20 protein-coding genes and 1 riboswitch are annotated in these 19,138 nt (G+C 40.4%); of the genes, 18 read left to right on the top strand and 2 right to left on the bottom strand.

All coding sequences use genetic code 11. The annotated features are described in order from the left end of the window. Positions 1-24: 24 nt before the first annotated feature. The 13 genes from H7F25_RS13830 to H7F25_RS13775 all read left to right on the top strand — a co-directional run bounded on the left by H7F25_RS13830 (position 25) and on the right by H7F25_RS13775 (position 12,304). On the top strand, positions 25-366 hold the full coding sequence (locus tag H7F25_RS13830) for an SCP2 sterol-binding domain-containing protein (RefSeq protein ID WP_024423403.1): 342 nt from the start codon (positions 25-27) through the stop codon (positions 364-366). 102 nt (positions 367-468) lie between these two features. Then, positions 469-577: riboswitch (SAM riboswitch) on the top strand. Positions 578-731: 154 nt separating this feature from the next. Beyond that, positions 732-1,757 (top strand): methionine ABC transporter ATP-binding protein, encoded by a 1,026-nt coding sequence (locus H7F25_RS13825; RefSeq protein WP_024423402.1) that lies wholly within the window; start codon positions 732-734, stop codon positions 1,755-1,757. Then, positions 1,750-2,418, top strand: coding sequence for a methionine ABC transporter permease (locus tag H7F25_RS13820; RefSeq protein ID WP_034623843.1), 669 nt, complete (start codon positions 1,750-1,752; stop codon positions 2,416-2,418). The genes H7F25_RS13825 and H7F25_RS13820 overlap by 8 nt, the downstream gene beginning before the upstream one ends. Before the next feature lie 14 nt (positions 2,419-2,432). Then, positions 2,433-3,254 carry a methionine ABC transporter substrate-binding lipoprotein MetQ gene (gene metQ, locus H7F25_RS13815; RefSeq protein WP_024423400.1) on the top strand — a complete coding sequence of 274 codons (822 nt, stop codon included), beginning with the start codon at positions 2,433-2,435 and terminating at the stop codon, positions 3,252-3,254. A 103-nt stretch (positions 3,255-3,357) separates the two neighbouring features. Further along, complete coding sequence (locus tag H7F25_RS13810) at positions 3,358-3,726, top strand: carboxymuconolactone decarboxylase family protein (RefSeq protein ID WP_003212803.1); 369 nt, start codon at positions 3,358-3,360, stop codon at positions 3,724-3,726. A 215-nt stretch (positions 3,727-3,941) separates the two neighbouring features. Next, complete coding sequence (locus H7F25_RS19365; protein ID WP_254965641.1) at positions 3,942-4,076, top strand: YuzK family famiily protein; 135 nt, start codon at positions 3,942-3,944, stop codon at positions 4,074-4,076. A 213-nt stretch (positions 4,077-4,289) separates the two neighbouring features. After that, on the top strand, positions 4,290-5,075 hold the full coding sequence (gene sufC / locus H7F25_RS13805) for a Fe-S cluster assembly ATPase SufC (protein WP_007500355.1): 786 nt from the start codon (positions 4,290-4,292) through the stop codon (positions 5,073-5,075). Between the two features lie 18 nt (positions 5,076-5,093). Next, positions 5,094-6,407, top strand: a complete 1,314-nt coding sequence (gene sufD, locus H7F25_RS13800) for a Fe-S cluster assembly protein SufD (protein ID WP_024423399.1) — start codon at positions 5,094-5,096, stop codon at positions 6,405-6,407. After that, the gene (locus H7F25_RS13795; RefSeq protein ID WP_025094139.1) at positions 6,407-7,627 is read left to right on the top strand and encodes a cysteine desulfurase; all 1,221 of its coding nucleotides are present in this window, start codon (positions 6,407-6,409) and stop codon (positions 7,625-7,627) included. Before sufD ends, H7F25_RS13795 begins: the two co-directional genes overlap by 1 nt. After that, positions 7,617-8,063, top strand: coding sequence for a Fe-S cluster assembly sulfur transfer protein SufU (gene sufU, locus H7F25_RS13790; protein WP_012011181.1), 447 nt, complete (start codon positions 7,617-7,619; stop codon positions 8,061-8,063). Before H7F25_RS13795 ends, sufU begins: the two co-directional genes overlap by 11 nt. A 17-nt stretch (positions 8,064-8,080) precedes the next feature. Then, a complete protein-coding gene (gene sufB / locus H7F25_RS13785; protein WP_007500362.1) occupies positions 8,081-9,478 on the top strand; it encodes a Fe-S cluster assembly protein SufB in 1,398 nt (465 codons plus the stop codon). Positions 9,479-9,823: 345 nt separating this feature from the next. Then, on the top strand, positions 9,824-10,390 hold the full coding sequence (locus H7F25_RS13780) for a TetR/AcrR family transcriptional regulator (protein WP_024423392.1): 567 nt from the start codon (positions 9,824-9,826) through the stop codon (positions 10,388-10,390). Positions 10,391-10,447: 57 nt separating this feature from the next. Then, positions 10,448-12,304 (top strand): alpha/beta fold hydrolase, encoded by a 1,857-nt coding sequence (locus tag H7F25_RS13775; RefSeq protein ID WP_185853822.1) that lies wholly within the window; start codon positions 10,448-10,450, stop codon positions 12,302-12,304. A gap of 167 nt (positions 12,305-12,471) precedes the next feature. On the opposite strand, the gene H7F25_RS13770 is transcribed toward H7F25_RS13775, so the two are convergent. Then, positions 12,472-13,116: an FMN-dependent NADH-azoreductase gene (locus tag H7F25_RS13770; RefSeq protein WP_185853821.1), complete on the bottom strand. Its 645-nt coding sequence runs from the start codon at positions 13,114-13,116 to the stop codon at positions 12,472-12,474. A gap of 82 nt (positions 13,117-13,198) precedes the next feature. On the opposite strand from H7F25_RS13770, the gene H7F25_RS13765 reads away from it, so the two are divergent. After that, positions 13,199-14,131: a helix-turn-helix transcriptional regulator gene (locus H7F25_RS13765; protein ID WP_103131588.1), complete on the top strand. Its 933-nt coding sequence runs from the start codon at positions 13,199-13,201 to the stop codon at positions 14,129-14,131. 83 nt (positions 14,132-14,214) lie between these two features. Here H7F25_RS13765 and H7F25_RS13760 read toward each other — a convergent pair whose 3' ends face one another. Further along, positions 14,215-15,420, bottom strand: coding sequence for a DUF418 domain-containing protein (locus tag H7F25_RS13760; protein ID WP_185853820.1), 1,206 nt, complete (start codon positions 15,418-15,420; stop codon positions 14,215-14,217). A 249-nt stretch (positions 15,421-15,669) separates the two neighbouring features. Here H7F25_RS13760 and H7F25_RS13755 point away from each other — a divergent pair, with 249 nt between their 5' ends. The 4 genes from H7F25_RS13755 to H7F25_RS13740 all read left to right on the top strand — a co-directional run bounded on the left by H7F25_RS13755 (position 15,670) and on the right by H7F25_RS13740 (position 19,123). After that, on the top strand, positions 15,670-16,371 hold the full coding sequence (locus tag H7F25_RS13755; RefSeq protein WP_103131586.1) for a response regulator transcription factor: 702 nt from the start codon (positions 15,670-15,672) through the stop codon (positions 16,369-16,371). After that, a complete protein-coding gene (locus H7F25_RS13750; RefSeq protein ID WP_185853819.1) occupies positions 16,352-17,665 on the top strand; it encodes a HAMP domain-containing sensor histidine kinase in 1,314 nt (437 codons plus the stop codon). The genes H7F25_RS13755 and H7F25_RS13750 overlap by 20 nt, the downstream gene beginning before the upstream one ends. Positions 17,666-17,702: 37 nt before the next feature. Beyond that, the gene (gene psiE, locus H7F25_RS13745) at positions 17,703-18,131 is read left to right on the top strand and encodes a phosphate-starvation-inducible protein PsiE (protein WP_024423385.1); all 429 of its coding nucleotides are present in this window, start codon (positions 17,703-17,705) and stop codon (positions 18,129-18,131) included. 191 nt (positions 18,132-18,322) lie between these two features. Next, positions 18,323-19,123: an HAD family hydrolase gene (locus H7F25_RS13740; RefSeq protein WP_024423384.1), complete on the top strand. Its 801-nt coding sequence runs from the start codon at positions 18,323-18,325 to the stop codon at positions 19,121-19,123. Positions 19,124-19,138 lie beyond the last annotated feature (15 nt).

The following is a 19,138-nucleotide window of genomic DNA, read 5'->3' as shown; positions in this document are numbered from 1 at the left end:
CCAAATGACAGGGAGGTTATACATGTGGAAAATGTGAAAGCCCATGGTAACACAGGGCAGCGTTTATTATTAAAGCCGCTGCTCTCATCATCATCCTTGAAGATTACATTTGAGGCGGAAACTGACTCTTGTACATTGATTGTGGATGAACGTGGTGAAGTGAAGAAACTACCTGCAATTGAGTTATCGGATCTCATCTTTTATGGTGAGAGGAAAGAGATTCTTCAATTATTAGATGGAGATATGTCCTTACAGCAGTTAATCAGCAGAGGACAAGTCAAAGTGAAAGGGTCATTCCGTGCGCTCCTTAGACTAGAGGCAGTGCTTTGGCTGACGAACGGTTTTTTTCGAAAAATGATAACGTAGTTGTTTACTTGGAAATTAGCGATTTACAGCGTTGACATATCTCGGGTAGCATGATATTCTACGTTAGTAAAAACATGAACATCACATAAAACAACATATTTTCTCTTATTAAGAGAGGTGGAGGGACGTGCCCTATGAAACCCGGCAACCGTCAGCATAGCTGAAATTGGTGCCAATTCACTCAAAGCCGCAGCGCTTTGAAAGATGAGAGAAAGGCGTAATTGACATAAAAGGCCTTTCTGCTTGCGTTGCAGTTAGGTCTTTTTTACTGACCTGGCGCCAGGCTAGAGTCATGACAGAAAGAAGAATAAATAACGTATGTGATGGAAACCTATAGATTCAGCAAGAAAGCAGGTGATCAGACTGTGATCCATTTACAGAATGTATCAAAAACGTACCATTCAAAAAGCGGAAATGTTGATGCCGTGAAAGACGTCAACTTGGATATTGATAAAGGTGAAATATTCGGAATTATCGGGTATAGCGGTGCAGGGAAAAGCTCGCTTATTCGCCTATTAAACGGTCTGGAGCTGCCAACAGAAGGAATTGTTGAAGTGGCAGGCAACCGGATCAATGAAGTATCAAATGCGAAACTTCGGAAAGCAAGACAAGAAATCAGCATGATCTTCCAGCACTTTAACTTGCTTTGGTCAAGAACGGTGAGACAAAACATTATGTTCCCGCTTGAGATCGCAGGTGTACCGACATCGAAACGGAGAGAGCGTGCGAATGAACTGATTAAATTGGTCGGTTTAGAAGGAAAAGAAAATGCATACCCGTCTCAGCTAAGCGGCGGGCAAAAACAGCGTGTCGGCATTGCGAGAGCATTAGCGAATGATCCAAAGGTTCTTCTATGTGACGAGGCGACATCTGCGCTAGATCCGCAAACGACCGATTCGATCCTTGAACTTTTGGCGGATATCAATAAAAGGTTAGGGCTCACGATTGTGCTCATTACACATGAAATGCACGTCATTCGCAAAATTTGTCATCGCGTCGCGGTCATGGAAAATGGACGCATTGTCGAAGAAGGCGAAGTATTACGCGTCTTCAGACAACCGAAGGAAGAAATGACGAAACGATTTGTGAAACAGCTTGCAGAACCAGAGGAAGCGAAAGAAACAATCGAGCACGTCTTAGAACGAGTAAAAGAAGGTCAGGTCGTACGGTTGTCCTTTATTGGAGACTCTGCCGAGCAGCCGCTGATCACTGAAATCATTCGATCCTTCAATGTCGATGTGAATATCCTTCAAGGGAAGATTTCTCAAACGCAGGAAGGCGCGTTTGGAACACTCTTTATCCACATTAATGGAGAAGAGACTGAGGTAGAAAAAGCCATCGCCTATATCCAAAGCAAACAGGTTGAAATCGAGGTGATGACACATGTTTGAGAAATGGTTTCCGAACGTTGATTTAGACGTCATCTGGAGTGCAACAGGTGAAACGGTGTATATGACACTGATTTCATTGGCATTTGCCTTTGCCATTGGTATTATCCTTGGACTATTACTCTTTCTAACGAGTAAAGGCGGTCTTTGGGAAAATAAACCGATTAACACCGTCATTGGGGCAGTCGTCAATATTTTCAGATCGATTCCTTTTATCATTCTAATCATTCTATTATTAGGATTTACAAAACTCATTATGGGCACGATTCTTGGCCCAAATGCAGCACTCCCTGCCCTTGTCATAGGGTCAGCTCCATTCTATGCACGTCTTGTCGAAATTGCACTGCGTGAGGTAGATAAAGGAGTCATTGAAGCAGCACGATCAATGGGAGCAAAAACGTCGACAATCATTTTCAAAGTATTGCTGCCAGAATCATTGCCAGCCCTTATTTCAGGTATTACCGTAACAGCAATTGCTCTGATTGGCTCTACTGCGATTGCAGGTGCAATTGGAGCAGGCGGACTTGGTGACCTCGCCTATGTGGAAGGGTACCAATCTGGTAATACAGATGTCACACTTGTAGCTACTGTGTTTATTCTCATCATCGTCTTTATTATTCAAATAATCGGTGATTTGATTACAAATAAAATTGATAAACGTTAAGGGAGGATTTATTCATGAAGAAATTGATTTTAAGTGCACTATTTCTAGCATTTGCAGGTATTTTAGCTGCGTGCGGTTCATCTAATAACGCAAGTGAAAGCAAAACCATTACGGTTGCCGCTTCAAAAACGCCGCATGCCGAAATTCTTGAAGAAGCAAAACCACTTCTAAAAGAAAAAGGCTACGATTTAAAAGTGAAAGTGCTTAGCGATTATAAAATGTACAACAAAGCGTTAGCTGAAAAAGAAGTTGATGCGAACTTTTTCCAACATATCCCTTACTTAAACGAAGAAAATAAATCAAACAAAGATTATAACCTAGTGAGTGCTGGTGCGGTTCACCTTGAGCCTTTCGGTATCTACTCTAAGAAATACAAATCCGTAAAAGATATTCCAAACGGCGGCACAATCATCATGACAAACAACGTAGCTGAGCAAGGCCGTATGCTTGCCCTGCTGCAAAATGCTGGTGTCATCAAGCTTGATCCGAAGGTTGATACAATTAACGCAACAGTAAAGAACATTAAAGAAAACCCAAAGAACCTAAAATTCAAAAAAATCGCGCCTGAATTAACTGCGAAAGCTTATGAAAACAGTGAAGGCGATGCTGTATTTATCAACGTCAACTATGCGATCCAAAATAAATTGAATCCGAAAAAAGATTCAATCGAACTTGAGCAAACAAAGAACAACCCATATGCAAACATCGTTGCGGTTCGCAAAGGTGACGAAAAATCAGATAAGATCAAGGCACTAATGGAAGTTCTTCACTCTGATAAAATCAAAGAATTCATCGACAAAAAATATGACGGTGCAGTATTGCCTGTATCTGAATAACAACATTTCAACCTCGCTTCTACCAAAGCGAGGTTTTTTGTGTATTTTTTCAAATCTCGCTCATAATAAAAACGTACAAATGACCTGAAGGGATGGAATCAAGATGAATGAACAGCATATGAGCGGATCCATGCAGCAATCACTGACTGATTATAAAACCGCAATGGGTGAATTCCAGAAGAAAATGCCGGTGTTTGGAAAGAAATTCAATGAATTTACGGAGCAGTGCTTCCAAAGCGATTCATTAACGCAAAAGGAAAAACAAATGATTGCCCTCGGTATCAGTATTCATGCGCAGGATGAATACTGCATGATTTATCATACAAAAGGAGCGCTCGATCAAGGGGCGACAGAAGAGAATTTGCTGGAGGTTGTCAGCGTGGCGGCAGCTTTTGGCGGCGGGGCAGCACTAAGCCAAGGAATCACTGTCGTTCAGCAATGTATTGATGAATTTGGAGGACAGACGCATTAAGGGAAGCAAAACACGGTATTTTTCCATCTCAGGGAGTTGAGCGCTTCTCATCCGATTGTGTGAGAAAATATGCCAGCATAAGGTGTCATATCCCTTTTGAGTGAAGCCGCATACGTTTGCTACAATAAAGCTACACTCAAGGAAGGGAATGGTTTATTATTTGTTCGGACCATAGTACACTGGGATTGGATTATACCGCCGAGATGGAAAAGGCCATGCATCAAGCTCATGGCATGAGCTATGCAGAGTACGAAAGAGACCATGACTTAAGGATGAAAGTGGAATATAAACGAGAGCAGTCCTATCGAGATGAGAAAAGACAGCTCGCAAAAATGAATATACGAGGCTAATAATAGCTGAGGGGCGGGGAGAACAGTTTCCCGCCCTTTCTTTATGAAAACAGTCTTTTCGACATAAATCCTTTTATCTACCTGCTTTTTTTGTTAGAATTTTGAGAGCATCCTCTCACGCTTATCGTGAATGTGTTGTATTCAGTTTTAATTTGTTATAAAATTAGAATGAGAATAAATTGAGAATAATGATTATTTTGGAGGTATCGATATATGACTGCTTCGACATTAACAATTAAGGACTTGCACGTTGAGATTGAAGGGAAAGAAATCTTAAAGGGTGTAAACCTCGAGATAAAAGGTGGAGAATTCCACGCAGTAATGGGACCAAACGGAACAGGTAAATCTACTTTATCTGCTGCCATTATGGGTCACCCTAAATATGAAGTAACAAAAGGGAGCATCTTGCTTGATGGCGAAGATGTCCTTGAAATGGAAGTAGATGAGCGCGCTCAAGCTGGTCTTTTCCTTGCGATGCAATACCCATCTGAAATCAGCGGTGTTACAAATGCTGACTTCCTTCGTTCTGCAATTAACGCACGCAGAGAAGAAGGCGATGAAATCTCTCTTATGAAATTCATCCGCAAAATGGACGAAAACATGGAGTTCCTTGAAATGGACCCAGATATGGCACAGCGCTACTTAAATGAAGGTTTCTCAGGCGGGGAGAAAAAACGCAACGAAATTCTTCAATTAATGATGATTGAACCAAAGATCGCCATCCTTGACGAAATCGATTCTGGTCTTGATATCGATGCCTTGAAAGTTGTTTCTAAAGGAATTAACAAAATGCGCGGCGAAAGCTTCGGCTGCTTAATGATCACTCACTATCAGCGTCTACTGAACTACATCACACCAGATCACGTTCATGTCATGATGCAAGGTCGTATCGTGAAATCTGGCGGACCAGAACTCGCGCAGCGTCTAGAAGCAGAAGGCTATGACTGGATTAAAAAAGAGTTAGGAATTGAAGACGAAACTGTTGGTCAAGAAGCGTAAGCGTTAGGAGGATTATTGATGACATTAGAAACGAAATTATCAGTAGATCAAGATTATGTCAAAAGCTTCTCCGAGAAGCATCAGGAACCGGCATGGATGAGCTCCCTTCGCTTACAGGCTCTTGAAAAAGCAGAAGACCTCCCAATGCCAAAGCCTGACAAAACGAATATTTCAAAATGGAATTTAACGAATTTCAAACAGCATACAGTCGAAAGTGCGCCATTTGGATCATTAGAAGAGCTTCCAGAAGAAGTGAAATCTCTGATTGATTTAGAGGACACAGATAAGACAGTTTACATTCAGCGTGATCAAACGCCGGCCTATTTGTCTCTTTCAGCTGAAGCAAAAGACAAAGGTGTGATCTTCACTGATCTTCATACAGCGATTCGTGAGCATGGAGATTTAGTGAAACAATACTTCATGACAGATGCAGTGAAAGTGGATGAGCATAAACTAACAGCTTTACATGCTGCTTTAGTGAATGGCGGAGCTTTCCTCTATGTACCGAAAAACGTAGAGCTTGAAGCACCAATTCAAGCTGTTTATCTTCATGAAAATGATGAAACGACTTTGTTCAACCATGTCATCGTCGTAGCAGACGATCATAGTGCTGTGACATATGTAGAAAACTACATCAGTACAGCAAAACCGGAAGAAGCGATCTTCAATATCGTTTCTGAAGTGTTCACAGGCGCTAACGCCCGCGTCACATACGGTGCTGTAGATAACCTTGCAGAAGGAGTCACAGTATATGTAAACAGACGCGGTATGGCAAATGGCCGTGACAGTAAAATCGAATGGGCGCTTGGCTTGATGAATGATGGAGACGTCGTATCTGAAAACATCACAAAACTGATGGGCGACGGTACATTCGGTGATACGAAATCAGTTGTTGTCGGCCGAGGAAACCAAACAGAAAACTTCACAACAAGCATCATCCACTTCGGTAAAAACTCTGAAGGGTATATCTTGAAGCATGGTGTGATGAAGGATCAAGCATCTTCTATCTTTAACGGAATTGGCAAAATCGAGCATGGCGCAACAAAGTCAAATGCAGAGCAGGAATCACGTGTCCTCATGCTGAGTGAGAAAGCACGCGGTGACGCAAACCCAATTCTTTTAATTGATGAAGATGATGTGACAGCAGGGCACGCCGCTTCTGTTGGACGTGTTGATCCAATTCAATTGTACTACCTCATGAGCCGCGGGATTTCCAAAGAAGATGCAGAAAGACTTGTGATTTATGGCTTCTTAAATCCAGTTGTAAAAGAACTGCCGATTGAAGGAGTTAAAAAGCAGCTGATTTCTGTGATTGAAAGGAAAGTAAAATAATGAATATCAAAGACGTTCGTGAGCAATTTCCAATCCTTCATCAGCAAGTGAACGGACATGATTTGGTGTATTTGGACAGTGCAGCGACTTCTCAAAAACCAAGAGTGGTCATTGATGCAATGAATGAGTATTACCGGTCTTACAACTCGAACGTCCACCGGGGTGTTCATACCCTTGGCACAAAAGCAACGGACGCATACGAGGGTGCGAGAGAGAAAGTTCGTGCATTCATCCGTGCTTCATCTGTCCAGGAGATTATTTTTACTAGAGGTACAACAACTGCACTAAACACAGTGGCGATCAGCTATGCTAGAGCCAACCTCAAAGAAGGCGATGAGATTGTCATTACGCATATGGAGCATCATGCGAATATCATCCCTTGGCAGCAAGCAGCAAAAGCAACTGGCGCCACATTGAAATACATTCCGTTACAGGAAGACGGCACGCTATCGCTTGAAGATGTGAAGCAAACGATCACACATCAAACGAAAATTGTCGCAGTCACACATGTCTCAAACGTATTAGGAACCATCAACCCGATTAAAGAGATCGCCAAAATTGCCCACGATCATGGGGCAATCATTGTCGTCGACGGTGCGCAAAGCACCCCGCACATGCAAATTGATGTTCAGGATCTAGATTGTGACTTTTTCGCATTCTCTGGGCATAAAATGTGTGGACCGACTGGCATCGGTGTGCTTTACGGGAAGAAGGACCTTTTGAATAATATGGAGCCTGCTGAGTTTGGCGGTGAAATGATCGACTTTGTGGATCTATATGATTCTACATGGAAAGAGCTGCCGTGGAAATTTGAAGCGGGAACACCGATTATTGCTGGAGCAGTTGGACTAGGAAAAGCAATTGACTTCTTAAATGACATTGGTATGGAGGAAGTCAGCCGTTACGAGCATCAGCTTGCGACTTACGCGCTTGAGCGCTTTAAAGAGCTTGACGGTGCGACTGTTTATGGACCGCAGCACCGAGCTGGGCTTGTGACGTTTAACTTAGACGACGTCCATCCGCATGATGCGTCAACTGTTCTGGATACGGAAGGTGTCGCCATTCGTGCTGGACACCACTGTGCACAGCCGCTCATGAAATGGCTTGGTGTATCAGCGACTGCAAGAGCAAGCTTCTATCTGTATAATACAGAAGAAGAGATTGATCTACTCATTGCAGCGCTCCGTAAGACAAAGGAGTATTTTACGAATGTCTTTTAATGTAAACTTAGATACACTGTACAGACAAGTGATTATGGATCATTATAAAAATCCGAGAAACAAAGGTGTACTAAACGACAGCATTGTCGTCGATATGAACAACCCAACGTGTGGTGACCGCATTCGTCTTACGATGAAAATCGAAGACGAAAAAGTCACGGATGCGAAATTTGAAGGAGAAGGATGCTCGATTTCGATGGCATCTGCCTCTATGATGACGCAGGCGATTAAAGGGAAAGATATTGAAACAGCTTTGAAAATGTCTCAGATTTTCTCCGATATGATGCTAGGAAAAGAATACGACGATTCCATTGATCTTGGTGACATTGAGGCGCTGCAGGGAGTGGCAAAATTCCCTGCCCGCATCAAATGTGCAACATTATCCTGGAAGGCGCTTGAAAAAGGCGCATCTGCCGAAGATAACGGCAAATCATAAGATTGGAGTGAAAATGGATGGCTAAAAAAATGCCAGATGTTGGTGAATATAAATACGGCTTTTCTGATAAAGACGTTTCCATTTTCCGTTCAGAGCGCGGACTGACAAAAGAGATCGTTGAAGAAATTTCTCGTATGAAAGAAGAGCCTCAGTGGATGCTCGATTTCCGTTTGAAATCTCTTGAGCACTTTTACAACATGCCGATGCCACAATGGGGCGGAGATTTAAATGCATTAAATTTTGATGAAATTACGTACTACGTAAAGCCATCAGAGCGCTCTGAGCGTTCTTGGGATGAAGTACCAGAAGAAATCAAACAAACCTTTGATAAGCTTGGTATTCCAGAAGCAGAGCAAAAATATTTAGCTGGTGTATCTGCTCAGTATGAATCTGAAGTTGTGTATCACAACATGAAGCAAGACCTTGAAGATCTAGGAATTGTGTTTAAAGATACAGACAGCGCATTAAAAGAGAACGAAGACATCTTCCGTGAGCACTGGGCAAAAGTCATTCCTCCGACTGACAACAAATTTGCTGCGCTTAACTCGGCTGTATGGTCTGGTGGTTCATTTATCTACGTACCAAAAGGCGTAAAAGTAGATACTCCACTTCAAGCATACTTCCGTATCAACTCTGAAAACATGGGTCAGTTCGAGCGTACACTGATCATCGTTGACGAAGGCGCACATGTGCATTACGTAGAAGGCTGTACAGCACCAGTTTACACAACAAACTCACTTCACAGTGCGGTTGTTGAAATCATCGTCAAAAAAGGCGGCTACTGCCGTTATACAACGATTCAAAACTGGGCAAACAACGTCTTCAACCTTGTGACAAAACGTACAGTATGTGAAGAGAATGCAACAATGGAATGGATTGATGGAAACATCGGTTCTAAGCTGACAATGAAATACCCAGCGGTCATCCTAAAAGGTGAAGGTGCTCGTGGTATGACATTAAGTATTGCTCTAGCAGGTAAAGGTCAGCACCAAGATGCAGGTGCGAAGATGATTCACCTTGCACCAAACACATCTTCAACAATCGTATCGAAATCGATTTCCAAACAAGGCGGTAAAGTAACATACCGCGGAATCGTTCACTTCGGACGAAAAGCAGAGGGTGCACGCTCAAACATCGAGTGTGATACACTCATCATGGATAACAAATCAACATCTGATACGATCCCTTACAATGAAATCTTAAACGACAACATTTCATTAGAGCACGAAGCAAAAGTATCAAAAGTATCAGAAGAACAGCTCTTCTACTTGATGAGCCGCGGAATTTCTGAAGAAGAAGCAACAGAAATGATCGTCATGGGCTTCATCGAGCCATTCACAAAAGAACTGCCAATGGAATACGCCGTTGAAATGAACCGCTTGATTAAGTTTGAGATGGAAGGCTCTATTGGTTAATAAAAAACATTGATACACAACGCTTTTTGAAGGCATTTAATTTCGAGTGATATCGTTATGATACCACTTGTTAATTAAATGCCTTTGTGGCGTTGTTTTTTAGTGAATGGAGAAAAGTATTCAGTGTGAATCCAACAAATGCCTCTTACTCACATGAATGAAGGAATTACAAAAATCTATCCCTCCAATAACATCATAATTATCATGAAAGTCATCTTATTTTTTTGGACTCATTTTCATTTGAGAGAGAATCCTTTAATCAAACTTTTTCTAAACGACGAACATAAATACTTGCCACATTCAAATTAGTACTGTATAGTTCTAATTATGACAAAGGTAAAATTAATGAATCAAAAACGTGTACTTGAAGTAGCTGCAACATTATTTTTGGAAAAAGGGTTTGCTTATACAAGTATGGATGAATTGGTACGTGTAAGCAAAGTATCAAAGTCGAATGTGTATTATCACTTTTCTAATAAGGAGGAATTATTAGAAGGGGTCGTTGATTATTGGATTGATATGTATCAAGCTGCAATAGACGAGGTAATGTCTCAGACCCAATTTTCAGTTGAAGATCGTATCCAAATGTTTTTAAAGCAATTATCACAAGGCGTTCAGTCGAGAGAGTATCAGGGAGGCTGTCCATTTATTACTCTTTATATTCAAAGTCCTGCACAGGCCACACAAATAAAAGAAAAAATAGGTCTTTTTTTCACAGGATTACAAAAGAAAGTTTCTCTATTACTGAAACAAGGTGTAGAGAACGGGGAATTCAGAAATACGATTCAGATTGATGAGGTGGCATCACTTTTTATTACAAATCTTGAAGGAGCGTTATTTATTTCAGAAACATTGAAGGATGCCACTGTCATCACAAAAACAGCAGATCATTTATTTAACTTGCTTCGATAAAGAAGCATTTTTTTTACATCAAATTAGTACTGTTTAGTACTAAAAAGGAGATTTCATATGAAAACAGTATTTTTAACAGGTGGAACAGGCTTTATTGGAAAGCAATTAGTTGAAGAACTAGTGAAAGAGGATGTGAACATTCTTCTTTTAGTGAGGTCGAAAAGTAAAGCGACACGCATTTTTCAAGAAAGAGGTATTTTAAAAGAGTCAGTGATGCACTTTATTGAAGGTGATTTGACGAAAATAGATTTAGGTCTAAATCCTGAAGATAAAGAGAGGGTATTGAAGACGGATGTGATGATTCACGCAGGAGGCCCTATGGATATTCAAGCGACAAGTAACGAGGCAGCTTCCGTCTTTTTAAATGGCGCCAAATATATTGGTGAATTAGCTAAAAGTATTCATCAATCGAAGGGCTTGCAGCAATTTATTCATGTTGTCGGTTATATGAGCCCCTTTGATGATCAAAATAGCAAGATTGGAATTGATGTGTTTAAAGAAGGAAATGATTACCTGAAAATAAAGAATCCTTATGAGAGAACAAAATTTTTAGCAGATCTTTATATCCGTCAACAAGCATCAGCTGTAGGTTATCCGCTGTCTGTCATTAATCCGCCAACTGTGGTCGGCAGTAGTAAAACAGGGAGTACAGAACAGATAGCAGGATTAGGATTGCTTGTGACAAGTATGCGAAGAGGGCTTATGCCAGTGATTCCTGGAGGTAAAGGATACAGGCTGCCACTGATTTCAAACGATGAGTTTGCGAAGTTTATTGTGCAGGTTTTCAGGATGGAGCAGCCGGCTATTCAAACATATACACTTGTTGAAGACAAAGAGCATGATCAGAACATTGCTGAATTATTAAGTGTGATGTCGGAAAGTATGAATATGAGGGCACCAAAAACCTCTGTCCCAATGCCGTTTATGAAAGCAATGATGAAAAGTGGAGTAAGTAAAATAACAAACATTCCTTCTGATGGACTCAATTTTATGACAAAACGAACATTTTCAAATGCTTCAGTGAAAAAAATGATGGGGGAAGATTGGTTTAAGAAGACGAGTGTCATGAACTTTTTCCCTGCTGTAGTAGCTGATCTGGATTATCGCATGATGGATCAACATGGTGAGCATTATCATGCATTTGAGCGAACATTATGCGATAACAACACCCTTTACCAATTACAAGGAGAAGGGAAACCGTTTATTTTATTACATGGTTTATTGAGTGATGGAGAGGATTTATTCCCTTTAGCACAAGAGCTTCATGAAAAAACGGGTCAGCCTATATGGATCTTGGATCTTCCAGGTTTGGGGCGTTCCCCATTTAAACGAGAGAAACATCTTCTAGATATCTATTTGAATGTAGTGAAAAAGGTATTGGAGAAAGCGGCTAATGGTGCACATCTAATCGGCCATTCATTCGGTGCGTTTATTCTATTAAAAGCATTGGGACAAGGGTACATAGATAAGAAATATTCAATCACTTTACTTCAGCCGCCTGTTGCTAAAAAAAATGCTAAATCGCTAAATGTTCCACAATGGATGAACAAATGGTCTTTAAAATTAGCAACTCCTAAAATGATAGAGCGTTATTTATTAAGTAATAGTTTGTTTGAAAGGACCGAGAGCATCCCTGAACATTATATTGAAAAAATCAGAAACAGCTTTACTTCTCCTAGAATTTTAAATACAACAGTTCAGCTTAACCATTTACTATTGAAAAACGATCACGGTGAATTCAATGAAGCAACAAAGCATAATCTTCATATGATTTGGGGGGAGTTTGACAGAGGCTATTCTGCTCCATCGCATCTAGGTAAAGTTGATGTTGTTCCATACGGCCATCATTTTCCTCTTAGCCATCCGAGTGAAACGGCAGCATTGGTTATAAAAAATAGTCTTACTAGCAGTTGAGAATGTGGGATAAATAAAGAATGTCGTAATTGTAATGAAATCGCAGTGCTTGTGATCCAGCCGATGCACACCAACTGAAAGATTTTATAGCACCCTAAAACGAAAAAGGTGATTTTTATTAAAAAAAGCACGATTTTTCGTTTTGGGTCTTTTTGATTAAATAGAGGTTAATTAGGTGCATAAAACTCCTCTAAGGTTTTCGTCATATCATCAGATGCAGATTGTAAGATCGCATCTTGTTCTAAAATCGCTGTTCCTTGTGCTCGGACAATATGAAATTGATGAAATCCCATCAAGTTTTGAAATATTTCTTTTAGGTAATGATGTGAAAATTCCAGAGGTGTATATCGATCGTTATTTGTGAAAATTGAGCCACTTGCTTGAAGCAAAAGTACACGATAATCATCTGTCATCAGACCAACTGAACCAACTTCTGTATATTTAAACGTTTCTCTCGCAATAAAGATATTATCTATATAATCTTTCATTCGTGAAGTCACATTGAAATTATGAACAGGTGACACGATCACAATTCGATGATGTGCTTTGAATTGAGCCAATAAAGCAGATGAAGCAGCAGCGATTTTTTCCTCGTCAGCCGTTAATGCTTGTTCGGATGCTTGCTTATCCCAAATTCCTAGCAGCTGTTCTTTTTCGATACGAGGAATTTCAGTTCCATATAAATGTAAAATGGTTGGTTCCTCATGAGGAAACCTTTCTTTAAATTGTGTTAAAAATAGTGTTTGCAGTTTGTTTGAATAACTTTCTCGATGAGTGAAATCTGGGTGCGCGTTAATGATTAATGTTTGCATGTACATGCTCCTTTTCTTTTGATAAGCTGAGTATAAATGATAAAGGTGACAAAATAAGTCACCTTTTTAAGAGGGAAAACAAATGAAAAAATCAGAACGTTTAAATCAAGAACTTATTTTTTTAAGTGATAAACACTCTTTTCAGTTAAAGGACTTACAGTCCGAATTTGGCATTTCTAAAAGGACGGCTTTAAGAGATATAGAAGAGCTAGAGTCAATGGGCTTAGCTTTTTACGTTGAATCTGGCAGACACGGAGGATATCGACTCGTGAATCAATCTCCATTGGTTCCTATTTATTTCAATATAGAAGAAGTCCAAGCTATTTTTTTCGCTCTTAAAGCTCTTGACCTGGTGTCAGCAACACCATTTAAAAAATCTTACTCACAAATTCGGCAAAAGTTGTTTGCCACAATGTCTGATGAGAGAAAACAAATGATTACGGAGACTTTGGATGTGATTCATTACTATAATGTCGCTCCAGTTAGTGAACAAAATCATTTGGAATTGATTTTACAGGCGATGATGAAAGATCAAATCGTGAAGATGACGTACACTCAATATGAAAATAAATGGATCAGGCTGCAATTTCTTGAGTTATTTTATCGAAATGGCATTTGGTTTTCTCAAGCATATGATGTTCAAAATAAAAAGTGGGGCATCTACAGATGTGACTTTATGAAGGACATGGTGATTGAAGAAGAAATCAGAGACACATTTACAAAGGAAGAATTAAAAGAACTGCAGCTCGAATACGAAAAAACTTATCATGATATCTCATTTAAATGTCGATTAACGGAACAAGGAAAAGAAAAGTTTTTAAAGCATCATTACCCAAATATGCGATTGGAGATCATTGATCAGATCCCTTATATTGTGGGTGGATACAACCAAGAAGAATTATCGTATATGACTCATTATTTGATGTCATTTGGGAAACATGTGAAAATTGAATACCCAGATGAATTGAAAGAAAGTTATTTGAATCAATTACGAGAAGTGATTGACAAGTATTGAATCAAAAAAAATGAATATACTACAGAAAAGGCGAACCACTAAAGTTCGCCTTTTCCCACTCTTTTTAACTCCTATTATTTCAGTTACTTCGCCATATCCATTGTATTTGTTTTCGGTTGATCATCAACCTTCCCATATGTCAGCTGACGCCAAATAAACTCCATCGGGCCATATTTGAACCGCTTTAACCATAATGTACTAAAGAGCACGAGGAAGACATAAACCCCGAGTCCAATCATAAACGTGCCAGCAGGCTGAAGATAATCAGCAAGTCCGGCTCCGTATTTCAGAAATAGCATTGTGCCAATGATGGAGTGAAGCAAATAACAGGTCAGTGACATGCGTCCGACTTTGGTAAAGACCATCAAAGCACCTCGCAGCTGAGGGACGTGAAGAAACAGCATCGCAAGTGTACTCATATAGAACATACTGCCTGTTAATCCGCCGTTTTGTTCAAGGGCAGAGGCTATGTTCATCCAGAGTGTATTTTCAAAAGGATTGACCGCTGTTATGATCGTGCTGCTCTGTGTAATCAGAAAAGCGATGGCAAAAATGATCCAAATGCGATTCCAAATCGCTTTTTTCGCCTGCATGTTTTTGAAAAACTCCATTTTCACAAAATACACACCGAGTAAAAACATGAAAAACATAGAATAGACGGTGGAAAAAGAACCGGAAGCCATTGTGACCATATCTGTCCACCGATCACTAATTGATGCTAAATAAGTCAGACTGTTGTGGCTGGTCAGCTCGAAATCAGCAAAGTCCGGCTTGCCTGATGATCCTGAACTGACGGTATTGAACAGCATCGTGAAAATAGGTGTGAGCAATTGAATCACAAAGAGTGTGATGAGCCAGTATAGGATGGTTTTGGCTGTGCGTTTGTAAAAGAAAAGCAATAAAAAGCCAGCGACTGCATAATAGGCCAAAATGTCACCAATCCAAACAAAAGTTAAATGCAGAAGGCCAAATCCTAAGAGAATGGTTAATCTGCGGGCAAACAGCTTGTTCGGACTGTCCACCTTCTGAGCAGCTCGATCCATAAAAATCATAAAACCAACCCCGAATAGGAAGGAGAACAACGTAATGAATTTCCCCGAGGCAAACCAATTGACCACATTGTGAAAGACATCATTTGACTGCATGTCAAATCCCTTGGCCGAATCCACGATCAAAAAGTAATTGACTAGAATAATCCCCATTAAGGCGAACCCTCGTACAATGTCCAAGAAATGAACCCGTTCCCGCAGACTCATCGGTTGTCCTTGTGCTACTTTGTTTGCATTCATATCCATGCTCCTTTTCTTGTTATGATAATGTGATTCGGATCAATTCATCGATCCTTACAATGAATCAATATACGGCCCAATTCTTAACAATTTATGAAGATCCAATTTTTTGAAAATAAATGTGACAAATTGATGGCAGATGGTCAAATTCATAAACTGTTAAGGTTTATGCTGTATTTTTTCACATAGCTAGATGATATATAGTAAAGACATAAAAGAAAGAGCAACACATTACATGAGGTGAGAGACATGACCCATCGAATATTAGTCGTAGAAGATGATCAGGATATTGGTGACCTTCTGCAGGAATCCCTTTCACGTGCAGGATATGAGGTGCTAAGAGCGATGAATGGCGAAAAAGCATTGAAGTTTGTGGACGATTCGCTCGATTTGGTGATTTTGGATGTGATGATGCCGGGGCTCTCAGGCATCGAAACGTGCCAGCAGATAAGAGCCTCTTCTAATGTCCCGATTCTATTTCTAACAGCCAAATCAAGTACATTCGATAAAACCGATGGCTTACTTGCCGGCGGGGATGATTATATGACAAAACCTTTTTCACAAGAGGAGCTTCATGCTAGAGTGATTGCACAATTACGCAGGTATACTGTCTATCAGGAAAAGAAGGAACAGGAAGAGACCTTTCTTGTTGGGGGCAAACTGAAGGTAAGTGAAGAATTTAATGAAGTATGGAAAGAAAACCAGCAAATAAAGCTGTCTGATCTAGAATATCGGATGTTAAAACTGCTTATGAGCAGGCGAAACAAAATCTTTTCAGCCCAAAATATTTATGAAAGCGTGTGGGGACAGCCTTATTTCTATTGTTCCAACAATACGGTGATGGTGCATATTCGAAAGCTGCGTGCCAAAATTGAGGATGATCCTGCGCGTCCTGTATATATCAAAACTGAATGGGGAAGAGGATATCGATTTGGCACATCCACATCGTAAATATACACTGGCCAAAAAGCTTGCACTGCTGATTTTGGCGGCTGCAATTGTGAGTGGTATTGTCTTTTTGACGCTGCAAAAGATCACCAATGATTTGATCGATGGATATTTGAGTTCGGACGAGTATTACGATCAGGAATCAGCCAAGTACATTCAAAAATTCAGCCGCTATGTGTCTGAGAATGAGCTGTCTTCAACGGATCGAAAAGCGTTTGGCGAGTGGGTGAAAAAAGAGAATTACATTAATTTGACCATCTTCAAGGATCAAGTGCTGCAATATGACTCTATTTATTCTGCTGCCGATGAATCGGCGTACGGAAAAGAAAAGATGACCCAGTACGCTGAGCAACATTCGTATCCGGTTCAGTTTAGCGACGGTAAAGGCCGCGTCATGGTGGACGGGTTCTATTCATCTCGCTACCACGATCTTGCGTTTACACTCGAGCTGCTCGGAGCAACGCTTATTTTTCTCCTCATTGTTCTTCTCGGGATTCGCAAAAGTTTGCGCTACCTGCAAACGATTCACCAAGAGATACATATTCTTGAAGGCGGAGAGCTGGACTATGAGATGACGGTGAAAGGGCATGACGAATTAGCGATGATTGCCAAAAGTATTGAGGACCTTCGTAAAGCTTTTTTGGACAAGCTTCAAGCCATTGATGAGCTGCAAGAAGAGAGCCGCAGCTTGGTTACTGAAATGTCCCATGATATGAGGACACCGCTGACGTCGCTGATGATGAATTTGGAGTTTGCGAAAAAAGAGGAGGCTGGAGCGGATACCCGTAAGGATCAATATATAGCAAGTGCTTATGAAAAAGCACTGCAATTGAAAAATCTATCTGATAATCTGTTCGCCTATTTTCTACTTGATAAAGAACATGAACCTGAGCTTGAGACAGTTGCAGTCAAAGAGGTCATTTACGATCTCTTATCAGATCAGGTGGCGATTTTGCAACAAGAGACATTTAAGGTTCATCTTTTAGGAGAGCTGCCAGACAGCTATATCAATGTGAATGTCGAGGAGCTTGGCCGAGTGTTTGATAATCTGATGTCGAACATACTGAAATACGCTGACCCGAAAAAAGATATCAATCTCACGTTTCTATCCGACCAAGAAATCTTTGAGATCCATATCAGCAATGCGATAAACGAGACAAATGACACGCAGGAAAGCACTGGACTTGGTGAACGAAGCATAAAACGAATGATGTCCCGCATGCACGGGCAGTTTGAAAGGATGGAAAAGAACGGCGTTTACTACATCGTGCTGCGATTCTGGCACATCAAAATATAGGTGGCAAATGAATAACATGGAATGGAGAGACAATCTAATGAAACGATTCAACAACTTCCAAAAAGTACCCGATCTCTTGCAAGGCCTTCTGAATATTTGTTTATTCTTTCTGGCCATTGCTTTAAGCGTCCTCTTAATTAGTGAAACTTGGTATATTGTCCAATTCGTTTACAAGAATTTGCTCAGCAAAGAAGACAGTTATTATGAAATGCTTGGAGAGCTGCTGATCTTCTTTATGTACTTTGAGTTTATTGCCTTAATTATTAAGTACTTTAAATCAAACTTTCATTTTCCACTTCGCTATTTTATTTATATTGGCATCACAGCCGTTATTCGTTTGATTATCATCGATCATAAGGAGGCTGTATCGACCTTCTGGTGGGCGCTGACCATTTTAGCCATGACCGTTGCTCTCTTTATCGCTAGTAAACGACATGCGGTTCAGGAGCATGAAGAAGTGAAGTGAGGGAAAAAGACGAACGATGACCGTTCGTCTATTTTTTTATATGTTGATTCATGAAACGCCTTGTGACGTACCTGTAACAAGTGCCTTTATGTGTGATGACAAACAACATGTTCCTGGCTTATTTACTTTCTGGCACGTACACATATACAATTTTCATAGTGTTTGTTCAGCTAAGGAATTGGAGGAAGAACATGATTAAATTAATTATTACGGATTTAGACGGCACTTTTTTAAATCGCCAAGGATCATTTGATCAAGCTTTATTTCAGAAAATAAAAGCATTAATGGAAGAGAAAAATGTAGCGTTCGCTCCTTGTACGGGAAAGCAGTGTGAACGAGTGGAGGCATTGTTTGGTGAGCATGCAAAGGATTTTTGGATTTTAGGGGATAGCGCAACGCGGATTAAAAAGAATGGACAATTTGTTTATGAATCTTTAATAAAAAATGGTCTGGGTTTATCGATCATCCATAAGCTGGAGGAGATAAGTAAAGTGCAGACGATCATTGCATGTACGAAAGATGGTGCAGTGGTCAATGAGCATTTATCTGAGAGTGAAATGAGATTTGTGACGGGCTCTTATACAAATGTCCTCAAGGTTTCAAACTTTGCAGACATACAAGATGACTTTGTGAAAATCACCGTTCATGATCCTGAGGCAAATTGCGTACAGACGAGAGAAATGTTAAGTGAATTCTTTGAACAAGTATATGTTGTCGCTTCAGAAGATACGTGGATTGATATTTCCAATATTGGTGTTCATAAAGGAACCACCGTGAAGCAGCTGCAGAACATTTTGGGTGTAACAGAAGAGGAAACGATGGTATTTGGTGATGGACGTAATGATCTAGAACTGATGGAATCCGCTCAATACAGCTTTGCTGTAAGAAATGCCGTCCAAGAGGTAAAAGATGCTGCGCATTTTATTACGCTCTCAAATGAAGAGAGCGGGGTCATGCATACGATTCAAAAAATCCTAAGCTTGCAGCCTTAACCGCTCTCTGCCAAG

Source organism: Bacillus sp. PAMC28571 (assembly GCF_014250435.1).
In the GTDB taxonomy this organism is placed as follows: Bacteria; Bacillota; Bacilli; order Bacillales; family Bacillaceae; genus Bacillus; species Bacillus safensis.
Note: the sequence above shows the minus strand (reverse complement) of the source record. Positions and strands in the feature narration are given on the sequence as shown.

Excerpts from the sequence above, each read along its gene's own strand:
- H7F25_RS13820 (WP_034623843.1), top strand. The coding sequence starts at position 1,750 with ATGTTTGAGAAATGGTTTCCGAACGTTGATTTAGACGTCATCTGGAGT.
- metQ (WP_024423400.1), top strand. The coding sequence starts at position 2,433 with ATGAAGAAATTGATTTTAAGTGCACTATTTCTAGCATTTGCAGGTATT.
- H7F25_RS13810 (WP_003212803.1), top strand. The coding sequence starts at position 3,358 with ATGAATGAACAGCATATGAGCGGATCCATGCAGCAATCACTGACTGAT.
- H7F25_RS19365 (WP_254965641.1), top strand. The coding sequence starts at position 3,942 with ATGCATCAAGCTCATGGCATGAGCTATGCAGAGTACGAAAGAGACCAT.
- sufC (WP_007500355.1), top strand. The coding sequence starts at position 4,290 with ATGACTGCTTCGACATTAACAATTAAGGACTTGCACGTTGAGATTGAA.
- sufD (WP_024423399.1), top strand. The coding sequence starts at position 5,094 with ATGACATTAGAAACGAAATTATCAGTAGATCAAGATTATGTCAAAAGC.
- H7F25_RS13795 (WP_025094139.1), top strand. The coding sequence starts at position 6,407 with ATGAATATCAAAGACGTTCGTGAGCAATTTCCAATCCTTCATCAGCAA.
- sufU (WP_012011181.1), top strand. The coding sequence starts at position 7,617 with ATGTCTTTTAATGTAAACTTAGATACACTGTACAGACAAGTGATTATG.
- sufB (WP_007500362.1), top strand. The coding sequence starts at position 8,081 with ATGGCTAAAAAAATGCCAGATGTTGGTGAATATAAATACGGCTTTTCT.
- H7F25_RS13780 (WP_024423392.1), top strand. The coding sequence starts at position 9,824 with ATGAATCAAAAACGTGTACTTGAAGTAGCTGCAACATTATTTTTGGAA.
- H7F25_RS13775 (WP_185853822.1), top strand. The coding sequence starts at position 10,448 with ATGAAAACAGTATTTTTAACAGGTGGAACAGGCTTTATTGGAAAGCAA.
- H7F25_RS13770 (WP_185853821.1), bottom strand. The coding sequence starts at position 13,116 with ATGCAAACATTAATCATTAACGCGCACCCAGATTTCACTCATCGAGAA.
- H7F25_RS13765 (WP_103131588.1), top strand. The coding sequence starts at position 13,199 with ATGAAAAAATCAGAACGTTTAAATCAAGAACTTATTTTTTTAAGTGAT.
- H7F25_RS13760 (WP_185853820.1), bottom strand. The coding sequence starts at position 15,420 with ATGAATGCAAACAAAGTAGCACAAGGACAACCGATGAGTCTGCGGGAA.
- H7F25_RS13755 (WP_103131586.1), top strand. The coding sequence starts at position 15,670 with ATGACCCATCGAATATTAGTCGTAGAAGATGATCAGGATATTGGTGAC.
- psiE (WP_024423385.1), top strand. The coding sequence starts at position 17,703 with ATGAAACGATTCAACAACTTCCAAAAAGTACCCGATCTCTTGCAAGGC.
- H7F25_RS13740 (WP_024423384.1), top strand. The coding sequence starts at position 18,323 with ATGATTAAATTAATTATTACGGATTTAGACGGCACTTTTTTAAATCGC.